A 20,110-nucleotide genomic window follows, 5' to 3' on the forward strand; every position below is an offset into this window, starting at 1 on the left:
TATAGACAATCTCTATCGCGGTGGCTCCGTGGTTTGTCCTACATTTACAGCCGGTAAATGTTTTGACTCATGGGAATGACAGCTTCACCAACAGGCTATACACGGAAACAGGAAATCGTAAACGGACTGGTACATGCTATTGGCATCGTATTCGGCATCAGCGGGCTTCCGGTACTCACCAGCATCGCCGCCACGCACGGTAACACACCGGGCATTGTAGGGGCGGGAATCTACAGTTTTTGTTTTATTTTGTTATTTACCTGTTCGACGATCTATCATATCTCCCAGGAGTCGGCCGTCAAAAAAGTATTTCTCATCTTCGATCATATCAGCATCTATTTCCTGATAGCGGGTACCTATACGCCTTTTCTGCTGGTGTATATGAACGACGCCTTCGGGATCTCGCTGTTGTCGGTCCTGTGGGGCCTTACGGCGGTAGGCATCCTGTTTAAAGTGTTTTTCACGGGGCGGTTTGATATCATCTCCACGATCATCTACCTGATAATGGGCTGGATACTGGTGGTAGGCGGCAAACGTTTCTTCACCGACCTGCCGCTGTCCGTCATCGTCATGTTGTGCGTAGGAGGTGGTTTGTATACCATCGGCGTTATCTTCTACCTGTGGGATAAATACAAATACACGCATGCGCTCTGGCATCTGTTGGTACTATCCGGGGCGGTATGCCACTATGTGGCCATTTTGTTATCCATGTAAATTAAATATTGTAGCCTTGACCACTGAACAGTTTAAGGAGTTAATCCACGAATTCGAACTTACGGAGGTAGCCGATTATGTGTTGTCCGCTGCCCGTCCCATTGTTAATTTAAAACGCGCTGCGCGGGAAAACTATCAGCGCTCCGGTAACTCCCGTGTAGGCGGTGATCCGGACCTGCCTGCCGGTTTTGTATGGCCGTTAACGAAAACAGGTGCGCCGATGACGTTCATCGCGCAGCTGGACCTGGAGACCATCCATCCGCTGGAAACAGATCAGCTGTTGCCTGCCACCGGTGTCCTGTATTTTTTTATGGGAGAGCTGGAAACGGCCAGGGACATCACTCATAAGGTCATCTATGTGGCTGATAAAACGGGGTTGCAACGTACCCCGCCTCCCGCCGTAACCATCCTGGAAGCGGAAGGGCGGTTCAACGGGTACGGCATGGAGCCTGTTGCCGCGCTGATGCCGCCCAACTATGCCTATGCAGACTACGAAGTGCTTTCCGATGACGAAGGTGACGCCATGGACGACCTCTGCTCGGAACTGACAGACGGTGTGGCCCGCATCGGTGGCTATCCCGACGGTCAGCACGATGATCACAATATTGAAGCGGCCATGTACCTCGTCGTGGGCCAACCGTATGATTACTCACCTAAAAATGCGCGTAACGCGCTGCTGAAGCACTTTAAAGGCGATCAGCAGGCAGCGGAAGCTGCCGAGCGGGATATGACCCTGTTGCTCCAGGTAGACTCCGACCAGGAAGTGGGCTTCTGCTGGGGAGATGCCGGCTGCCTGCAGTTCATGATGGATAAAAAAGCATTGCTTGCCCGGGCGTTTGACCAAACGTATCTCTCTTTGTACAGTTCCTGAAACGGTGATGGTCATGACCGGGACATTGACTAACTTGCGGTCTTTGTTCACTGGTATTTCAGATTCAATGTCATATTTCGATAATCTCTTCCAGCTGCTCCGGCAGGAAAGGGAAGAAGATAAACAATCCTGGCTCCGCCAGACAGCCAGTTCATCCGCGGCAGAACGCAGGGCGAACGGCCTTGCCTGGTACCCGGTGGCCATCCGGGGCACGGAAATGAGCCGCGGGGATTATCTCACCGTGGAAGTGGAACGTACTACTCACCAGGATATCACCCACCAGCTGCGTTTCGGCGTATCAGCGGTATTGTTTTCCAATCATGATCCGCTGCAGGACAGGGTGGAAGGCACCGTTACCTTTCAGGGCGGCAACCGCCTCAAGCTGACATTGCGTACGGACGAGCTGCCGGAATGGGCCGACAACGGCAAGCTGGGCATCGACCTGCTGTTCGATGATAACAGTTACGATGAGATGCAGCAGGCGCTGAAGCAAGCGGCTGCCCTGGCAGACAAGCCGGAAGGGCATCTGGTGAAAATCCTCACCGGTGAAAGAAAACCCTCCTTCGATACCACAACGCCCCCGGTAACACTGCCGGGACTGAATACCGTGCAACAGGAAGCCGTCAATAAAATCCTGTCGGCCAACGAGCTGGCGATTGTGCACGGTCCTCCGGGCACCGGCAAAACCACCACGCTGGTACAGGCCATCAAAGCGCTGATCAAAAAAGACCAGGAGAAAATACTGGTGGTGGCGCCCAGCAATGCGGCCGTTGACCTGCTCAGCGAAAAACTGGCGGATGAAGGGCTCAATGTGCTGCGCGTAGGCAACCCCGCCCGCGTATCAGAGCGCTTGTCGTCGCTCACGCTCGACAGCAGAATGTCTGAACACGCCAGCATGAAGGAAGTGAAACGCCTGAAGAAACAAGCCAGCGAGTTCAAAAACATGGCGCATAAATACAAGCGTAACTTCGGCAAGGCGGAAAGAGAACAACGCAAAGCCCTCTTTGATGAAGCGCATAAGATCATGAAAGAGGTGGATAAGACAGAGCAGTATATTACGGACGACCTGATTGCCAAAGCACAGGTGATCACTGCCACGCTCGTCGGCGCCAACCACTACACCGTGCGGAACGTGCGTTATAAAACAGTGGTGATCGACGAAGCCGGCCAGGCGCTGGAACCCGCGTGCTGGATACCCATCATCAAAGCGCAGAAAGTCATCTTCGCCGGAGACCACTGCCAGCTGCCACCGACCATCAAGTCGGCCGAAGCGGCCCGCCTGGGGCTTAGTAACACGCTGCTGGAAAAGAGTGTGGCCCTGCACCCGGAAGCGGTAGTGCTGCTGGAAGAACAGTACCGCATGAACGAAATGATCATGGGGTATGCCTCGGCTGTTTTTTATGATAACAAACTAAAGGCCCATCATACGGTGGCCGGCCACCGCCTGTTTGCAGACGATATGCCGCTGGCCTTCGTAGATACCGCCGGCTGCGGCTTCGATGAAAAAGCAGAAGGCACCAGCACCTCCAACCCGGAAGAAGCGTCCTTCCTGTTCCGCCATCTGCTGCAGCTGGTAGCCGCCCTGAAAGCACAACCGGGCAACAATACCTTCCCGGAAATAGCTATCATCTCTCCCTACAAACAACAGGTATACCTGTTGCAGGAGCAGCTGCAACACGCCGCGGAGCTGCAGCCGCATGCCGCCAGTATTTCCGTGAATACGATCGACAGCTTCCAGGGGCAGGAGCGGGACGTGGTATACATCAGCATGACCCGCAGCAATGCCGATAACAACATCGGCTTCCTCTCCGATATACGCCGCATGAACGTGGCCATGACCCGAGCAAGGAAAAAGCTGGTCGTGGTCGGCGACAGCGCCACCTTATCACAGTTACCTTTCTACGCTGGCTTCATCGCCTACGCAGAAACACAGAACGCTTACCAGAGCGCCTGGGAATTTATGGACTTATAAACTAACTATATGATCACAGCAAGCCTTGACCGTTGGGAACACCTGTGTAACACCATCCCGGCGCTGTTAAAAAATATCAGTGAAGAAGATTTCGCTTTTAAACCTCTTCCCACAAAGTGGAGCAAAAAAGAAATACTGGGCCACCTGATAGACAGTGCCGCCAATAACCACCAGCGTTTTGTGAGGGTGCAGTTTGAGGAAACGCCCCGCATCGGGTATAACCAGGATGAATGGAACCGCTACAGCTACCATCAGCTCCAGTCCGCCCGTCAGCTGACAGATAGCTGGGAGGGTTTAAACCGCCTGCTGCTGGGCATCGCCCGTCATATACCGGAAGATGCTTTGCAGCGCACCAGTTATGCAGGCGGCACGGAACTGGTGACACTGGCTTTCCTGATAGAAGACTACGTTGTGCACCTGGAACATCATTTGCAGCAGCTGGTGTCTTACCGGTAACGGCATTTATACAGACCTTTTTTACGCAGGGGCGTAGCAGGATATCCTGCTGCGCCCTTTTTTTATTCCGTTCAGCGTTGGATGATGCAGCGTTTTACCTCATCACAAAAAAATAAATACCGCAGAAAGCAACTTTTCTGTAGCACAGTCGTCTTTTAAACGACATAGATAATTTAATATAAAATGTTTCGTTTTTGTTACATTCGTTTATCCGGAAAATCAACCTCCGGAGAAGACCCTTTAACAATCAACCGCTTATGAAGAAAAACATTATGCTGGCCATGGCGTGCCTGTTGGGCGCCCATTCCTATGCGCAGGTGAGTGCCAGCCTGTTCCGCTACCCGGACGTTTCCCGTACGCAGATCGCCTTCAGTTATGCCAACGACATCTGGCTCGTGCCCAAAGAGGGCGGTACCGCCATCAGGATTACCTCTCCGGCAGGTATGGAGATGTATCCCCGCTTTTCGCCCGACGGCAGCAAGCTCGCGTTCTCGGCCAATTACGATGGCAACCTCGATGCTTACGTGATGCCGGTGACCGGCGGCGTGCCTTTACGCCTCACGCAGCATGGTACTCCCGATATGGTCATCGACTGGACACTGGACGGTAAACAGGTGCTTTTCTCCTCCCGCCGCGAAAGCACGAAAGACCGCTTCAACCAGTTTTATACGATACCGGAAACCGGCGGTTCGGCCGTCAAACTACCCCTGGCCTACGCCGAATTCGGCAGCTACTCGCCCGACGGTAAAAGCATCGCCGTGGCTATCCGCTCGCAAAGCGCCCGTACCTGGAAACGCTACCGCGGCGGTATGAAGGCCAACATCCATATCTATCACTTCGATACCCGCCAGTCAGAAAATATATCCGCTAAAAGCGAAGCCGGGGATGAATTTCCGATGTGGTACAACAATTACGTGTACCTGCTGTCTGACCGGGGGCCGGAGAAAAGAATGAACCTATGGCGGTATAAAACAGATACCAAAACCTTTGAACAGGTAACACATTATACCGACTATGACGTACATACGCCCGCCATGGGCCCAACCGATATCGTATACGAAGCGGGCGGTAAACTGTACACGCTCTCCCTGGAATCGCAGCAGTCCAAAGAAGTAAAAATCAATATCACCACAGACGTGGCTACCCTGAAACCACGCACGATCAAAACGGATAAAGACATCCAGTACGCAGACATCAGCCCCGATGGTAAACGCGCACTCATCGGCGCCCGCGGCGAAGTGTTCTCCCTGCCTGCTGAAAACGGTTTCGTGAAAGATCTCACCCGCACCAGCGGCGCCGCTGAAAGAGATGCGTCCTGGTCCCCCAATGGAAAGTATATCGCCTGGTGGAGCGATCAGACCGGTGACTACGAACTGTGGATCGCCGAAAATGGCAAAGAAGAAGCCGCCAGGCAGGTAACCCACATCGGTCCGGGTTTCCGCTACCATGCGTACTGGTCGCCCGACAATAAAAAAATTGCTTTCATCGACCAGACCATGCGGATCCATATCGTGGACGTGGCTACCGGTAAAGTGACCAACATAGACAAAGCCCTGCGCTATACGGAAGATGCCCTCCGCACCTGGAAATGCAGCTGGTCTTCCGACAGCCGCTGGCTGGCGTATAGCCGTGACTGTGATAACCTGCACAATGCCGCTTTCCTTTATAATGTTCCCGGCAATCAACGCCACCAGGTGACGGCCGACTTCTACGAAAGCATCGACCCGGTGTTTGATCCGGAAGGAAAGTATCTTTACCTGCTCACCAACAGGACCTTTAAGCCCATCTACAGCGATGTGGAGAATAGCTTCATCTACGCCAACACCACAAAAGTGGCGGCGATCAGCCTGCGTAAAGATGTGCCGCCGGTGACATCCACCCAAAACGACGCGGTAGCAGTAAGCAAGGACACCGCTCAGTCATCTCCCAAAAAAGAAGACAAAAAGAAAGGGGGAGAGGAAACCGCTAAAAACAACCCTGAAGTAAAAATCGATCTTGAGAATATCGAATCCCGGTTGTACGAGCTGCCGGTGGAAGCGGGCAATTACTCACGGCTTGCGGCAGTGAAAGGCAAAGTCCTTTATAACAACGCCTCCAATACCGGTGTCAGCGAGCGGACCGTTACCCTGAAATATTATGATCTCGAGAGCCGCGAAGAGAAAGAAATCATCAAAGACCCGGGACAGTACCAGGTGTCTGCCGATGGCAAGAAAATCCTCGTTACCGGCGATCGCTACGCGATCATCGATCTGGGGGCCAACCAGAAAGTGGACAAAAAACTCCGCCTCAATGAAATGACCATGCTGCTCGATCCGATGCAGGAATGGAAGCAGTTGTTTAACGAAGCATGGCGCATAGAACGCGATTTCTTCTACGATCGGCATATGCACGGCGTTAACTGGGCCGGCATGAAAGAGAAATACGCCCGCATCCTCGAAGGCGCCCGCACCCGTGAGGAAGTAAATTTCGTGATCGGCGAAATGATCTCGGAAATGAACGCCTCACACGCCTATGTGTCTGGCGGCGACCTGGAGACACCGAAGGAAATGAATGTAGGATACCTGGGTTGTGACTGGGAAGCGGATGGTAAGTTCTATAAAGTGAAACGCATTATCCGCGGCGCCGATTGGGACGCTGAAGCCCGCTCCCCGCTGGACGAGCCGGGCGTCAATATCCCGGAAGGCACCTATATCCTGGCGGTCAACGGCGTACCGCTGACTACTGCCGCTGAGCCTTTCAGCGCTTTCCAGGGACTGGCAGGTAAAGCCGTGGAGATCACCTATAACGCCCGTCCTTCTTTTGAGGGCGCTAAAACAGCGGTGGTGAAAGCCATCGGCAATGAATACCGCCTGCGCCATCTGGCCTGGATCGAAAGCAACCGCAAACATGTGGCGGAAGCTACCAATAACCAGGTAGGCTACATCTTTGTTCCCAGCACCGGCATCGACGGTCAGGATGAACTGGTCCGCCAGTTCAGCGCCCAGTGGAACAAGGCCGCACTGATCATTGACGAACGTTTCAACAACGGCGGTCAGATACCTGACCGTTTCATAGAACTGCTCAACCGCAAACCGCTGGCTTACTGGGCCACCCGCGACGGAGAGCCGATATCAGCGCCGCTGGTAGGCCACTTCGGGCCTAAAGTAATGCTGATCAACGGCTGGAGCGGTTCCGGCGGAGACGCTTTCCCGGACTACTTCCGTAGAAGAGACCTGGGCCCGTTGATCGGTACCCGCACCTGGGGCGGTTTGATCGGCTACTCCGGTACGCCTTCGCTGATTGACGGCGGAGACGTGACGGCCCCCAGCTTCCGTATGTATTACGCCGACGGTACCTGGTTCCCCGAAGGCCACGGCGTAGACCCGGATATCGCGGTAGACGAAAACCTGGGCGATATGGCCAGAGGCGTTGATCCGCAGCTCGAGCGCGGCATTACCGAAATTAAAGCACTGCTGCAGTCCAAAGGATATAAAGCGCCGGAAACACCGGCATATGAAAAAAGATAACGTATATTTATAGTCGTTACACCGTCGGCCCGTTTGGTACCCATTACCGGACGGGCTGACTTTTTTTAAAACCGTCCACATGAACACAACCACCCCCTACAGGGTAACTTCCATTGATGTGCTGCGTGGCCTCGTGATGGTAATTATGGCCCTGGACCATACCCGTGATTTTTTTCATCGTACGGCCATGACGGCGGATCCGCTCGATCCTGCCACCACCAGCACGATGTTGTACTTTACCCGCTGGATCACACATTTCTGTGCGCCCACTTTTGTTTTCCTCTCCGGCGTATCGGCCTTCCTGGCAGCACAGAAGAGGACGCGGCAGGACGCGGCGGGCTTCCTCGTTAAAAGAGGCCTGTGGCTGGTGCTGGTGGAAGTGACACTGATAACGCTGGGGCTTACTTTCAATCCCTCCTTTAATTTTATCATTCTCCAGGTGATATGGGCCATCGGATGGAGCATGGTGATGCTGGGACTGCTGAGCTGGTGGTCACGGAAAGCGGTGTTCATAGCAGGCATACTATTATTCTTTGGTCATAACGTTGTCGACTATATGAAATTTCCGGCGGAAGGGACGGCGGCTGTCGTGTGGCAGATGCTGCTGACAGCCCGCGGCACCGTGGTGCCGTTGGATGCCGCCCACCTGCTGGGCATATTTTACGCGATATTACCGTGGACAGGCATCATGTTGCTGGGGTATAGTATCGGAAGCTGGTTTACCCGCGACTTTCCTGCCGCCAAAAGAAAACAACGGCTGATCATGGCCGGTGTGGCGTTAATAGCCCTGTTTGTGTTGTTGCGGTGGATCAACCTGTATGGTAATCCCACTCCCCGTAAAATATATCCGGATGGCTGGTCCAATGTATTGTCATTCTTCGATACCAGCAAATACCCGCCGTCCCTGCAATACGCAGCCATGACCCTCGGTCCGGCACTGCTGGCGCTGGCTGCCTTTGAAAACCTGCAACAGAGATGGAGCGGGGTATTAACGGTTTATGGCCGGGTGCCCTTCTTCTATTATGTACTGCATTTTTACCTGCTGCATGCCCTGCTGGTGATCGTGTTTTTCAGCACAGGACATTCCTCCGCGCAGATTGCGCAGGTGCCCTTCTGGTTCAGGCCGGCCGAATTCGGTTATGCGTTGCCGTTAGTATATCTTATCTGGATCGGAGTGGTAGCGGCGCTGTATAAGCCCTGCCGCTGGTTTGACGGGTACCGGGCGGCACACCGGCAATGGTGGCTGAGTTATCTGTAAGTCAGGCCGCGGTGTCAGAGGCGGATTTCAGTGAGAAAGCTATGATAACAGGGAACATCAACAATAACATCAGGTAACCGACAGGCTTATGGTGATACATGCCCTGTATCAGCCGCGCGATGCCCAGCAGCAGGCAGAACCCGTTGACCGCACCGGCCATCCGGGGATATTGCCGCCGTAGCAGCAACACGTTGCCCAGTGTAAACAACAACAGCAGGCTGTAGAAGCCCAGGAATTGTTTACCGGCAAGGTGGAAAGGGTTGAAGCGGTGATAGGAAAAACGCAGGAAGGCAAGGATGACAGCGCCGCTGGCTGTCAGGATAAGGTAGCTTGTCTGTCTGGATATAGTTCGCATAGTGATCTGTTTTTGTGGTAAATGAACTTAATCTCCGCCGCCTCCGCCACAACCGCCGCATCCGCCTCCGCAGCTACTGCTGCAACTGCTTCCGCAGGAACTGCCGCCGCCGCAGGCACTACCGGAGGAGTCGCCGTCGCTTTGGTTTTTGGCGGACTTGCGCGCCGTATTATAAGCGAGGAGCGCCAGTACGATTAATCCGAACACTGTTTCGCCGGGCGTGCAGCCTGTCAGCAGCAAACTGAGGAACAATAATAAAGGGAGCAGTCGTGGAAAGAAGCGGGAGCGGAGACGTTTTCGGGGAGAACGTGGAGTGTTGTACCAGATATCAGGAGGCGGACTTTCATCGAAAACGGTCCTATAAAGCCGGAGGGTTTGCCGGAACCAGTCGTCGTGTTTTTCCCGTTCCGGAGGGCCGCCCTTGGAAGGGTGATGGTGAAGTTTCCGGCCGAGGACCTTTTCACAGAATTCATCCCAGTAGTTCTCCGTATAAAGCAGGTGTTTGTGCCATACCTGGTCGATCACATACGAAGGAGAGGCGCCGGTAGGAGAGATGCAGCAGAGATAAACGAAGCGGCGGTATTCTGTGATGGCCCTGCTGGTGAAGCGTTCGTTCCAGTCGTTTTCCCGGGCCAGTTTCCGTGAGAAGGGCAGCGGGGCTGTGGGGTCATCCAGCTGAAAAGCTTCAATTCTTTGCCAGAGCGGGTCCTGTCTGAAGTCGGTCCCTTCGCGGATACGGGGCGTAGTGTTAGTCATACTTGTCATCATTTGTCTTTTTTAGTTGAAAGTAAATTCGCTTTTTCCGATAATACCCAAATCTTCTGATTATCTTACAGCGTCTTTTTTTCGTCTTAAAATCGTATTATCATGACAAGGGAAGAGTTGGTTAACCTGGAACGCCTGATGAACTATATCTCCTGGCATTTCCTCCGTAAAAAAGAATGGAAAGACGTCTCCAAAACAGAGTGGGCGCATGTGGCCGGTGAATTTAACGCGCTGCTGGACAAACAGCGGAAGAAGAAAAAAGCGGCGGCTGCCCCGCTGTCTTTCGGCGACAACTATTTCTACGAACACCTGATCATCAAAAAACTGAAACCGTGGAAAAACCGGACTGCCGCGGCCGCTATCAGCAGCCCCAACTTCTCCAGGTTAAACACCATCGCTAACGCGCTGGGGTACACGAATTACATCGATTTTATCAATACCGCCACGGAAGGATTTCCTTTCCATGAACTGAAGATCAATATACCGCTGGCGCCGGTCAACCATAAGCTGCTGGAGCACCTGGTAGGTTACTGGTACTGCTACAACCGCAATCTGCCGATGCGTGACCAGGAAGAGGGCGACCGCATCTGGCGCTCTTCGCTTGAGATATACCGCTCCGGGGATGAATACCTGGTGGAGCGGACCGGCCGGGATAACCACATGTATTACGGCAAAATCACTTCGTTCGCCAATTACCTCTTTATCATCATGAACAGTACTACTTTCATCCGGCAGCGCCATTTTGTAGGCCGGCTGAAAGACGTGGAGGATAAAATGAAACGCCCCGGTTTCCAGGTCAATGAACTTTCGTTTATCAGTACCTGCGTTAGTTTCACGGAAGAACCCATAGCGCTCTACGAAATCTTCGATCGTGTGCCACATGCCCGTAACTTTGAAAAAATGTCTATTGACCTGCCGTTTGATAGTCCGCTGTTACCCCCGCATATCATGACGCACCTGAAAGACGTACGCGAGAACCGTATCATGGAACACTAAGGCAATTACGAATTACGAATTGAGGGTCCCTTATCAGAGCGGTTATTTAATAACCTTTCCAAAAAGGGACCCTCAATTCGTAATTCGTAATTCGTAATTGCCTGTGTCCGGAAATGGACAGGGCCTGTTTTAAAATCGTACATTTATCTTGAAGCAGGAAAATCAACTGTTTGATTTTCAGTATATTGAAATGTGGCATTGTCTTTTTACTGCAAGGGCAAACATCCAACTGTTCAATGATCAGGAACTACTTTAAAATCGCTGTCAGGAACCTTGTACGCAGCAAGGGATATGCTGCTATTAACATTTTCGGTCTTGCTGTGGCATTGGCTACCTGTTTGCTGATCACGCTTTTTGTGATGGATGAACTGAGCTACGACCGGTACAATCGTAAGGCGGACCGTATTTACCGGGTGAATGCGGATTTCCTTGTCAACGGTAACGCTTTCCGGGAAAGGTATACGCCGGCGCAGCTGGGCGCTACCATGATGAAAGACTTCCCGGGCATCGAAAATTATGTGCGGTTCCGTGGTTTTGGCGATCGTTCCGTCCTGATCAAAAAAGGAAACGAAACATTGATGGAACATAATGCCGGGTTCGCGGACTCCACCCTGTTTGAGGTGTTTACCCTGCCCATGCTTGCCGGCGACCCTAAAACAGCGCTTACCAAACCATATACGATGGTCATCTCAGAAAAGATGGCCGGAAAGTATTTCGGTAGTACCGCTGCTGCCGTGGGTAAAATAATGCATATCAACAATACGGACGATTATATGGTGACCGGCGTCATGAAAGATATGCCGGCCGCTTCGCACATGCATTATGATTTTATCTGGTCCATGGCCAGCCTCGAAGATAGTCGTAATACAGCATGGATGGCCGATAATTACGATACCTACCTGCTGGTACGGCCAGGCGTCAACGAAGCTACGCTCCTCAGTCAGCTGAAAACGCTGACAAAAACCTATATGGATGGGCCGCTGAAAGCGATGATCGGCAGCAGTATCGACGAACTGGAACGCAGCAACGGCCATTTCCGGTATGATGTACTGCCGCTTACCAAAATCCACCTGTATTCTCCTTTCACCAACGAGGTGGAACCGGGCGGTAATATTCAGTATGTATATATATTCACGGTAGTAGCGGTGTTTATCCTGCTGATCGCCTGCGTCAATTTTATGAATCTCTCTACGGCCCGCTCTGCCGGCCGTTCGAGGGAAGTCGGCGTGCGGAAGGCGCTGGGCTCTCAACGTTCCAACCTGATCACGCAGTTCCTTACCGAGTCTATGCTGACGACAACGATCGCAGCATTGATAGCCGTGGCATTGGCGCTGCTGCTGTTGCCTTACCTCAACCAGGTCGCCGGTAAAGCGATTACGCCGGACATGCTGCTGAATAAGTGGTTATTGACCGGCATGCTGGCCACCGTTTTTGTGGTAGGACTGCTGGCGGGTAGTTACCCAGCCTTTTTCCTCTCTTCGTTTGAACCGGTGCAGGTGCTGAAAGGGAAGCTGGCGACAGGTTTCCGGGGTGGGTGGCTGCGCAACAGCCTTGTGGTGTTCCAGTTTTCCACGGCGGTGGTCCTGATCGTAGGCACACTGGTCATCTACAGCCAGTTGAGTTACATCCGCAATAAAAAGCTGGGCTACAGCCGTGAGCAGGTGGTGGTATTGAAAAATACACTGTCACTCTGGGTGCATGCCGAAGCCTTCAAGGAGGAGGTGCTGAAACTGCCGGGGGTGCAGGCAGGTACCATGACGGACGCCTTACCGGTATCCACCATTATGAGTACCGCTATCTTCGCTAAAGATGCCGCAGCCAGCGCCGGGCAGGTAATGGGACTGTTTGAATGGAAGGTAGACGCGGATTATGTCAGCACGCTGGGTATGCAGCTCGCGGGCGGCCGCAATTTCTCACCGTCCATTCCTTCCGACAGCAACGCGCTGCTGATCAATGAAACCGCCGCTAAGCTGCTGGGATATACCGATCTGAATAACCGCTTCCTGTACGCCAATTATGAAGGCAATAAACCATTGCGTATTATCGGTATCGTAAAGGATTTTAACAGCGGTTCGCTGCGCACCAGGATACCGCCCATCGTTATGCGGCTGGCAAAGCGCCCCGATATGATGGCTTTCCGCATCCGTACCGCTGATATCCCCGCGCTGCTCAGTAAAATGGAAGATAAGTACCACAGTGTGGCCGGCATGGAAGGCCAGCCTTTCCAGTACACTTTCCTCGACGACGATTTCAGTCGCCTCTATGCAGCCGACCAGCGTACCGGTAAGATCTTTGTTTCCTTTACCTGCTTTGCCATCCTGATTTCCTGCCTCGGGTTGTTCGGGCTGGTGACCTACGCGGCGGAACAGCGGACCAAAGAGATCAGCATCCGGAAGGTGATGGGCGCCAGCGTGACCAGCATCGTGGCGTTATTGTCCCGTGACTTCCTGAAGCTGGTGGCGGTGGCTATCGTAGTGGCGTCGCCGTTGGCCTGGTGGATCATGGACCGCTGGCTGCAGGATTTTGCCTACCGTATCAGTATCGGATGGTGGGTGTTTGCCGCCACGGCGTTGCTGGCCGTCCTTATTACCATTGTCACTATCTGTCTGCAGGCGGTAAAGGCTGCGCGGGCTAATCCGGTAGTGGCGTTGCGTTAATTCTTTTCGTATATTAAGGGTATGATGTTTCGCTTATACCGATGGGCCGGTTGTCTGCTTTTGTTATGGCTGACAACCGGCCTGAACGCACAACCCGTAACCCCGGCGGATTATCACCTGAACGCTTATACGCTGCACGATGCAGCGTTAGGGGATATCCGTTATTATGTCTCCAACGAAGGACTACAGACCAAAAAGCCGTTGCTCATATTGCTGGATGGCTCCAGTCATCTGCCACTGACGCTGCTGGTGAAGCAGCCGCGCCGGATGGAGGTGATGAACACCTTTGATCACGACCTGCTGAAGCTGGCCAACCGTTTCCATGTGGTGATGATCAGTAAGCCGGGCGTCCCGTTCTGTGATACCATACAGGTGCAGCGGGATACCGTCACCATGGAAGATGTGGACCGGCTGTTGCCTATGCCGTATATCTACCGGCATAAAGGCGGCCTCGAATGGCGTGCGGAAGCGGCTTCCCGGGTGATTGATGCGGTATGTGCGAAATTCCCGGTAGACGCCGGCCGTGTAGTGGTATATGGCTACTCGGAAGGAGCACAGGTAGCCCCCAAAGTGGCGGTGCTCAACAAAAGAGTGACCCATTGCGCGAGTGTCTTCGGCAGCGGCCTTAACCAGCTGTACGACTTCATCCACGATGCCCGCCTGGAGGCTGTAAAAGGCCATATCTCCTACGAAGCGGCCCAGCGGCGGATTGATTCGCTGCTCCGCCAGTTTGAAGATATCTACCGGCATCCGCAGGATACCCGGAAAGACTGGGAGGGCAACACTTACCAGCGCTGGGCCAGCTACGGCGCAGAGCCGCCCGTGCAGCAGTTTGCCCAACTCGATATCCCGCTGTTCGTGGTGGCGGGCATCCACGATACCAATTCCCCTGTATACAGCCTCGATTACCTGCCGCTGGAATTCCTGCGCCTCGGTAAGAAAAACCTCACCTATAAAGTATACCCCGTGGACCATTTTTTCCGGAATACCGCCAACCCCCGCGATACGACGGACTATAAATCGCAAATGCTCACAGCCCTGCTGCAGTGGCTGAAAGTACGCTGATCAGCAGGAGCCTTCCTGTCTCCCGAAAAAAAATCTATAGGGGAAAAGTATAAATAAGCGAACATTCACTTATTTTTGTATCCTCAAACGTTTGTAGAAAAAAATCATGCGGACCCGGAACACGGAAAAAATGGAGCTCGTCAGACAGATGACGATGCAGATGGTAGCGGCCAATGGTATAGAAAACTTTTCGGTCAACAGTCTGGCAAAGGCCTGCGGTATCTCCGTCGCCACTTTGTATATTTACTACAAGGACAAAGACGATCTGATCACACAGGTGGCCATAGAAGAGGGAAACCGGCTGACGAGTGCTATTTTAAAGGACTTCGATCCGGACCAGTCTTTTGAAACAGGCCTGTGGCAGCAATGGAAGAGCAGGTCGCAATACCTGATGGCCAACCCGCTGTCTTCGTCGTTCATCGAGAGAATACACATGTCCAGCTATGGTGAAAAAGTAGGAGCGGCCATCAGCTCGATGTTCCACGATAGTATGCACCGTTTTGTGGCGGGGGCCGTAAAAAGAAAAGAACTCGTCCCGTTGCCGGTGGAAGCCTGGTGGTCGGTAGCGTTTGCGCCGTTGTACAACCTGTTGCGTTTTCACCACCAGGGACGCAGCTTTGCTAAAAAACCTTTTAAACTGACGGACGAATTGCTCCGTCAAACATTTGATGTCGTTGTAAAAGCTTTAAAACCTTAATCAGCCCTTATTTTCAATTATTGATCCACATGCAAAAAGATACCACTAAGGTGCCCTTTACAGGGTATCAGAAATTTGTCGTGCTGATACTGGCGCTTACCCAGTTTACCGTCATCCTCGATTTTATGATCATGTCGCCGATGGGTGACCTGCTCATGAAATCCATGGACCTCCATCCCAGTCAATTCGGGCTGGCGGTGTCCGCCTATGCCTTCAGCGCCGGGGCTTCCGGCCTGCTGACAGCAGGATTCGCCGACCGCTTCGACCGTAAAAAGCTGCTTACCTTTTTTTACAGCGGCTTTATCCTGGGTACCATTTTCTGCGGCCTGGCGCATACCTATCCGCTGCTGGTAGCAGCGCGTATCATCACCGGACTTTTCGGTGGTGTGATCGCTTCTATTTCGATGGCCATCGTTACTGACCTGTTTGACATTCATCATCGGGGCGGGTGATGGGCTACCTGATGATGGGCTTCGGCGCCAGCCAGGTGCTGGGCGTGCCTATCGGCCTCTTCTTCGCCAACCGCTACGGATGGTGGATGCCTTTCCTGCTGGTGGCCGGCTTCGCCATGCTGGTAATGGTATTGATACAGGTAAAATTAAGACCTGTGAACCAGCACCTGCAAATGCAGCGAAACAAATCTCCCCTGGCACACTTATGGAAAACCTTTGCCAACAAACAGTACAGGATGGGGTATACCGCTACTGCACTGGTATCCATCGGTGGTTTTTTGATGATGCCTTTCGGCAGCGCGTTCGCAGTCAATAATCTCGGCCTCACCAATGAACAACTGCCTTTCCTGTTCATGGTGTCCGGCATCGTAGCACTGGTCATACTTCCGCTTATTGGTAAACTGGCAGACCGCATCGATAAATTTAAACTGTTTGCTATGGGCGCCATCTGGATGATCATCATCGCGCTCGTTTATACAAAGCTGGGCCCTACGCCGCTCGTGATCGTAATTACCTGGAACGTGCTGCTGATGATAGGTATCCTTGGCCGTAGTATTCCAAGCAATGCGCTCATCAGCGCCGTACCAAACATGGAAGACAGAGGCGCTTTCATGAGTATCAACTCTTCCTTGCAACAAATTGCAGGCGGAGTTGCAGCTGCGATTGCAGGTATGATTGTCGTACAGAAAGATAAAAACAGTCCGCTGGAGCATTATGACATCGTAGGGTACCTGATGACAGTATTGACCATGTTCAGTATCTGGATGGTCTACCGCGTGAGTGAAATGATCAAGGCCAGAATGCAACTAAGTTGACTTATTTGGTTATTGGGATATTTGGTTATTGGGATATTTGGTTATTTGGGTATTAAGTGGGCGTGACCTGTCTTTAACCCAATAACCAAATATCTGAATACCCCCAATTCCAACACCAATCCCAATCGCAACCCAAAACCCCCAAATCCCAAAATCCCCAAATCCCAAAATCCCAAAATCCCAAAATGAATTAATAATCTGGTAACACCATTCTTTATTAAATCCTGTTTCCCCTTTCTAGTTTTACAAAATCAATTTTATTACAAACCTGCTTATCAATGAAGAAAGTCACTGCGGTCAGTTCGCACTCGCATGGTGGATCTTTATGTACATCATCCTTTGGGCAATCGATAGAAAAACTTATTTTTATAAACATCTTTATCAACCGAAAAGCCTTACAGATGTACGATTCCACGAACTAATCACTGAAACGCACGTCATTTGAATTTCTTCACGGGCATCCGCATGCCCGGTCATCAATCATCATTTTCACACAGCCTAAATTAAAGCGCACTTTTATGAACAAATTTTATTTCAGTAGCCAGCTGCTGAATTTTTACGTAAAGGTTTTCTGTGCTTTTACGTGCATGGTCATATGCATCTGCCTCTTGTCACACGATGCGCAAGCCCAGGGAAAATTCAGTGTCCAGGGTAAGATCACAGACGAAAAGAAACAACCGCTTCCCGGCGTCAGCGTCTCTGAAGCCGGCACTAAAACAGGAGTCGTGACGGACGTCGACGGCTTGTACAAACTCGAAGTGAGCAGCCCCAATGCCACGCTGCACATCGCTTTCCTCGGATACGACAGCAAAGATGTAACGGTAGGCGGACAACAGACCATTAATATATCGCTCACGCCTCAACTCCGTCAGCTCAATGATGTCGTTATCACCGGTTACGGTAAAACCAGCAAAAAAAATGTGGTAGGCTCCATCTCTTCCGTCAGCGCCGGTGAATTCACACAAGGCGTTATCGCCAACCCTTCCATGCTGCTGCAGGGAAAGGTGCCCGGCCTCACGGTAACAAAAAGCGGGAATCCTAACCAATCGCCAACGGTGATCCTGAGAGGCCCTTCTACCTTACGCTCCGGTGCGCAGGAGCCATTTTATGTTATCGATGGCGTGCCCGGTGCACCTATCGACCTCGTGGCGCCGGATGATATCGCCACCATAGACGTACTGAAAGATGGTGCCTCTACCGCTATCTATGGCGCCAGAGCGGCGAACGGCGTCATCATGATCACCACCCGCCGCCCTAAAGCTGACCAGCTCCGCATAGCCTACAACGCATACGTAGGCGTGGAGAAAGTAGCCAAACGGCTCGAAGTGCTCACCGGCGACGAACTCCGTAAATACCTCGCTGACAACGGGCAGGTGCTGGCGCCCATCAACAACGATACCATCCCGGGTACGCAACAGCTGGTGAATACCGACTGGCAGGACGAAGTACAACGTACCGGCGTATCACAGAACCATAACCTCTCCATCATGGGCGGCTCCAAAGCCACCAATTATGGTTTTAGCGTCAACTATCTTGACAATCCCGGTATCATCAAAGGCTCTTCGCTCAACCGCCTGAGTATACGCGCCAACGTTGGCCAGCGTGCTTTCAACGACCGGCTGCGTCTCGATTTCTCCGTGTTCAACTCCTCCACCAAACAGGATAACGTGCCGGACGCAGTATTGTATAATATGCTCAACTACCTGCCTACGGTATCGGTTACACGCCCCGACGGCAGCTTTACGGAAGACTATGCCGGTAATATCCGCGGCAGTAACAACCCGGTAGCGCTCATCGCCAACAATAAAGACCAGACCAAATCTTCCCGCTTCCTGGCTACCGGCCTCGCAGAAGTGAAGATCCTTCCCGGCCTTACCTATACCGCCAGCCTCACCACGCAACGGGAACAGTTCAACCGTAACGTATACTACAACAGCCTCTCCGTGCTCGCCAAAGGTAACGGCGGAAAAGCCAACCGTATATCGTGGGCGAATACACGAAATATCATCGAATCTTATTTTAACTACGATAAAACCTTCGGCAAACACAACTTCAAAGTGCTGGCAGGGTACTCCTGGCAGGAAGACCGCAGCGGCGACGGCTTTGGCGTTACCACGCAGGGCTTCGGCAGCGATGCGCTCTCCTGGAACAACCTCGCGCTCAGCAATCCGCCCGCCGGTACCATCGTATTCGATAACTCCGCCCAAACCACCCTTACCACGCTGCGCCTCATTTCCTACTACGGCAGGATCAATTACCAGTACGCGGACAAATACTACGTACAGGCCTCCCTGCGTAATGACGGCTCTTCCGCTTTTGGTAAAAACAACCGCTGGGGCTATTTCCCCGCTGCCTCCGTGGGATGGCGTATCAGCCAGGAATCATTCCTGAAAACAGTACGCGCGCTGGACGACCTGAAACTCCGCGTCAGCTACGGTATCTCCGGTAACTCCCTCGGCTTCGATCCGCTCACCGCGCAACTGCAGTACAGCACCGTGGGCCGCTACTATGATAACGGTCAGCTGATCAACGCCATCGCGCCGGTACAAAACGCCAACCCTGACCTGAAGTGGGAACGTACCGCCATGTTCAACGCGGGGATAGACTTCACCCTGCTGAAAGGACGACTGAGCGGCGCCATCGACTATTACGACAAACAGACGTCTGACCTTATCTGGAACTATCCCGTGTCCACCACGCAATACATCGCCACCACCTTGCTGGCCAACGTAGGTAAAGTGAGCAACAAAGGGATTGAAGTGGTGCTGAATGCAGACGTGGTCAGGGGCAAAAATTTCACCTGGAGGACCACCATCAACGCTTCCCATAATACCAACAAAATCAGCTCCCTGGCCAACGATCAGTTTACCCTGAAAGACATCCCGACCGCTATCCTCGGTGGTAAAGGACAGTCGGGCAACTGGAGCCAGAAGATACTTGAAGGACAGCCTATCGGCACTTTCACGCTGTTCCACTATCTCGGTAAAGACAAAGACGGTATCTCCACCTACCAGAAAGCAGATGGCACGGTGACCACTTCTCCCAGCACTGCCGACCTGATGGTGGCCGGATCTGCGCAACCGAAAATCAACTATGGATGGAGCAACACGTTCCTGTATAAAGGCTTTGACCTGACGGTCTTCATCCGCGGCGTGGCAGGCAACAAAATCCTGAACGCTACGCTGGCTGCCATTAATACGCCTACCGACGCGAAGATGACCAATATCGCCAAATTCACGCTGGGAGAGTCCTACAACGATAAAAACTCGTTCCTCATCTCTGACCGCTTCCTGGAAAACGGTTCTTACCTGCGTATGGACAACCTCACGCTGGGCTACACCTTCAAAACAAAAAGCCAGTATATCCAGTCTATCCGTGTATACGGCAACGTTAACAACGTGTTCACCATTACCAGCTACCGCGGTATAGATCCGGAAATCGACCTGGGCGGCCTTACGCCGGGCATCGACGTCCGTAACTACTATCCGAAAACACGCTCCTTCATTTTCGGTGTGAACGCTACTTTTTAAT

Annotated in this window: 13 protein-coding genes and 1 pseudogene; 12 read left to right on the plus strand and 2 right to left on the minus strand. The window is 52.5% G+C overall.

All coding sequences use genetic code 11. The features are described from left to right. Positions 1 to 69 precede the first annotated feature (69 nt). The 6 genes from trhA to HF324_RS14990 all read left to right on the plus strand — a co-directional run bounded on the left by trhA (position 70) and on the right by HF324_RS14990 (position 8,777). Positions 70 to 714, plus strand: a complete 645-nt coding sequence (gene trhA / locus HF324_RS14965; protein ID WP_220100752.1) for a PAQR family membrane homeostasis protein TrhA — start codon at positions 70 to 72, stop codon at positions 712 to 714. Positions 715 to 730: 16 nt separating this feature from the next. After that, entirely contained in the window at positions 731 to 1,585 is an 855-nt protein-coding gene (locus HF324_RS14970; RefSeq protein WP_168860180.1) for a YwqG family protein, read from the plus strand. A gap of 67 nt (positions 1,586 to 1,652) precedes the next feature. After that, on the plus strand, positions 1,653 to 3,557 hold the full coding sequence (locus tag HF324_RS14975) for an AAA domain-containing protein (protein ID WP_168803256.1): 1,905 nt from the start codon (positions 1,653 to 1,655) through the stop codon (positions 3,555 to 3,557). A 9-nt stretch (positions 3,558 to 3,566) separates the two neighbouring features. Further along, complete coding sequence (locus tag HF324_RS14980) at positions 3,567 to 4,013, plus strand: DinB family protein (protein ID WP_168803257.1); 447 nt, start codon at positions 3,567 to 3,569, stop codon at positions 4,011 to 4,013. A 257-nt stretch (positions 4,014 to 4,270) separates the two neighbouring features. After that, positions 4,271 to 7,519, plus strand: a complete 3,249-nt coding sequence (locus HF324_RS14985) for a S41 family peptidase (RefSeq protein ID WP_168860181.1) — start codon at positions 4,271 to 4,273, stop codon at positions 7,517 to 7,519. A gap of 79 nt (positions 7,520 to 7,598) precedes the next feature. Continuing rightward, positions 7,599 to 8,777, plus strand: coding sequence for an acetyltransferase domain-containing protein (locus tag HF324_RS14990; RefSeq protein WP_168860182.1), 1,179 nt, complete (start codon positions 7,599 to 7,601; stop codon positions 8,775 to 8,777). 1 nt (position 8,778) lies between these two features. Here the strand turns inward: HF324_RS14990 and HF324_RS14995 are convergent, their stop codons facing one another. Next, positions 8,779 to 9,132 carry a hypothetical protein gene (locus HF324_RS14995; RefSeq protein WP_168803260.1) on the minus strand — a complete coding sequence of 118 codons (354 nt, stop codon included), beginning with the start codon at positions 9,130 to 9,132 and terminating at the stop codon, positions 8,779 to 8,781. Positions 9,133 to 9,159: 27 nt separating this feature from the next. After that, on the minus strand, positions 9,160 to 9,900 hold the full coding sequence (locus HF324_RS15000) for a glycine-rich domain-containing protein (RefSeq protein ID WP_168860183.1): 741 nt from the start codon (positions 9,898 to 9,900) through the stop codon (positions 9,160 to 9,162). A 99-nt stretch (positions 9,901 to 9,999) separates the two neighbouring features. On the opposite strand from HF324_RS15000, the gene HF324_RS15005 reads away from it, so the two are divergent. The 6 genes and pseudogenes from HF324_RS15005 to HF324_RS15030 all read left to right on the plus strand — a co-directional run bounded on the left by HF324_RS15005 (position 10,000) and on the right by HF324_RS15030 (position 20,109). Continuing rightward, positions 10,000 to 10,893: a hypothetical protein gene (locus HF324_RS15005; protein WP_168803262.1), complete on the plus strand. Its 894-nt coding sequence runs from the start codon at positions 10,000 to 10,002 to the stop codon at positions 10,891 to 10,893. 236 nt (positions 10,894 to 11,129) lie between these two features. After that, positions 11,130 to 13,550 carry an ABC transporter permease gene (locus HF324_RS15010; protein WP_168803263.1) on the plus strand — a complete coding sequence of 807 codons (2,421 nt, stop codon included), beginning with the start codon at positions 11,130 to 11,132 and terminating at the stop codon, positions 13,548 to 13,550. 21 nt (positions 13,551 to 13,571) lie between these two features. Then, positions 13,572 to 14,615 (plus strand): alpha/beta hydrolase family protein, encoded by a 1,044-nt coding sequence (locus HF324_RS15015; RefSeq protein WP_168803264.1) that lies wholly within the window; start codon positions 13,572 to 13,574, stop codon positions 14,613 to 14,615. A gap of 106 nt (positions 14,616 to 14,721) precedes the next feature. Further along, entirely contained in the window at positions 14,722 to 15,312 is a 591-nt protein-coding gene (locus HF324_RS15020; RefSeq protein ID WP_168803265.1) for a TetR/AcrR family transcriptional regulator, read from the plus strand. Between the two features lie 140 nt (positions 15,313 to 15,452). Then, a pseudogene (locus HF324_RS15025) lies at positions 15,453 to 16,579 on the plus strand (MFS transporter). Between the two features lie 518 nt (positions 16,580 to 17,097). After that, positions 17,098 to 20,109, plus strand: a complete 3,012-nt coding sequence (locus tag HF324_RS15030; protein ID WP_168860184.1) for a SusC/RagA family TonB-linked outer membrane protein — start codon at positions 17,098 to 17,100, stop codon at positions 20,107 to 20,109. Position 20,110 lies beyond the last annotated feature (1 nt).

It is taken from the genome of Chitinophaga oryzae (assembly GCF_012516375.2).
GTDB classification, from domain to species: domain Bacteria; phylum Bacteroidota; class Bacteroidia; order Chitinophagales; family Chitinophagaceae; genus Chitinophaga; species Chitinophaga oryzae.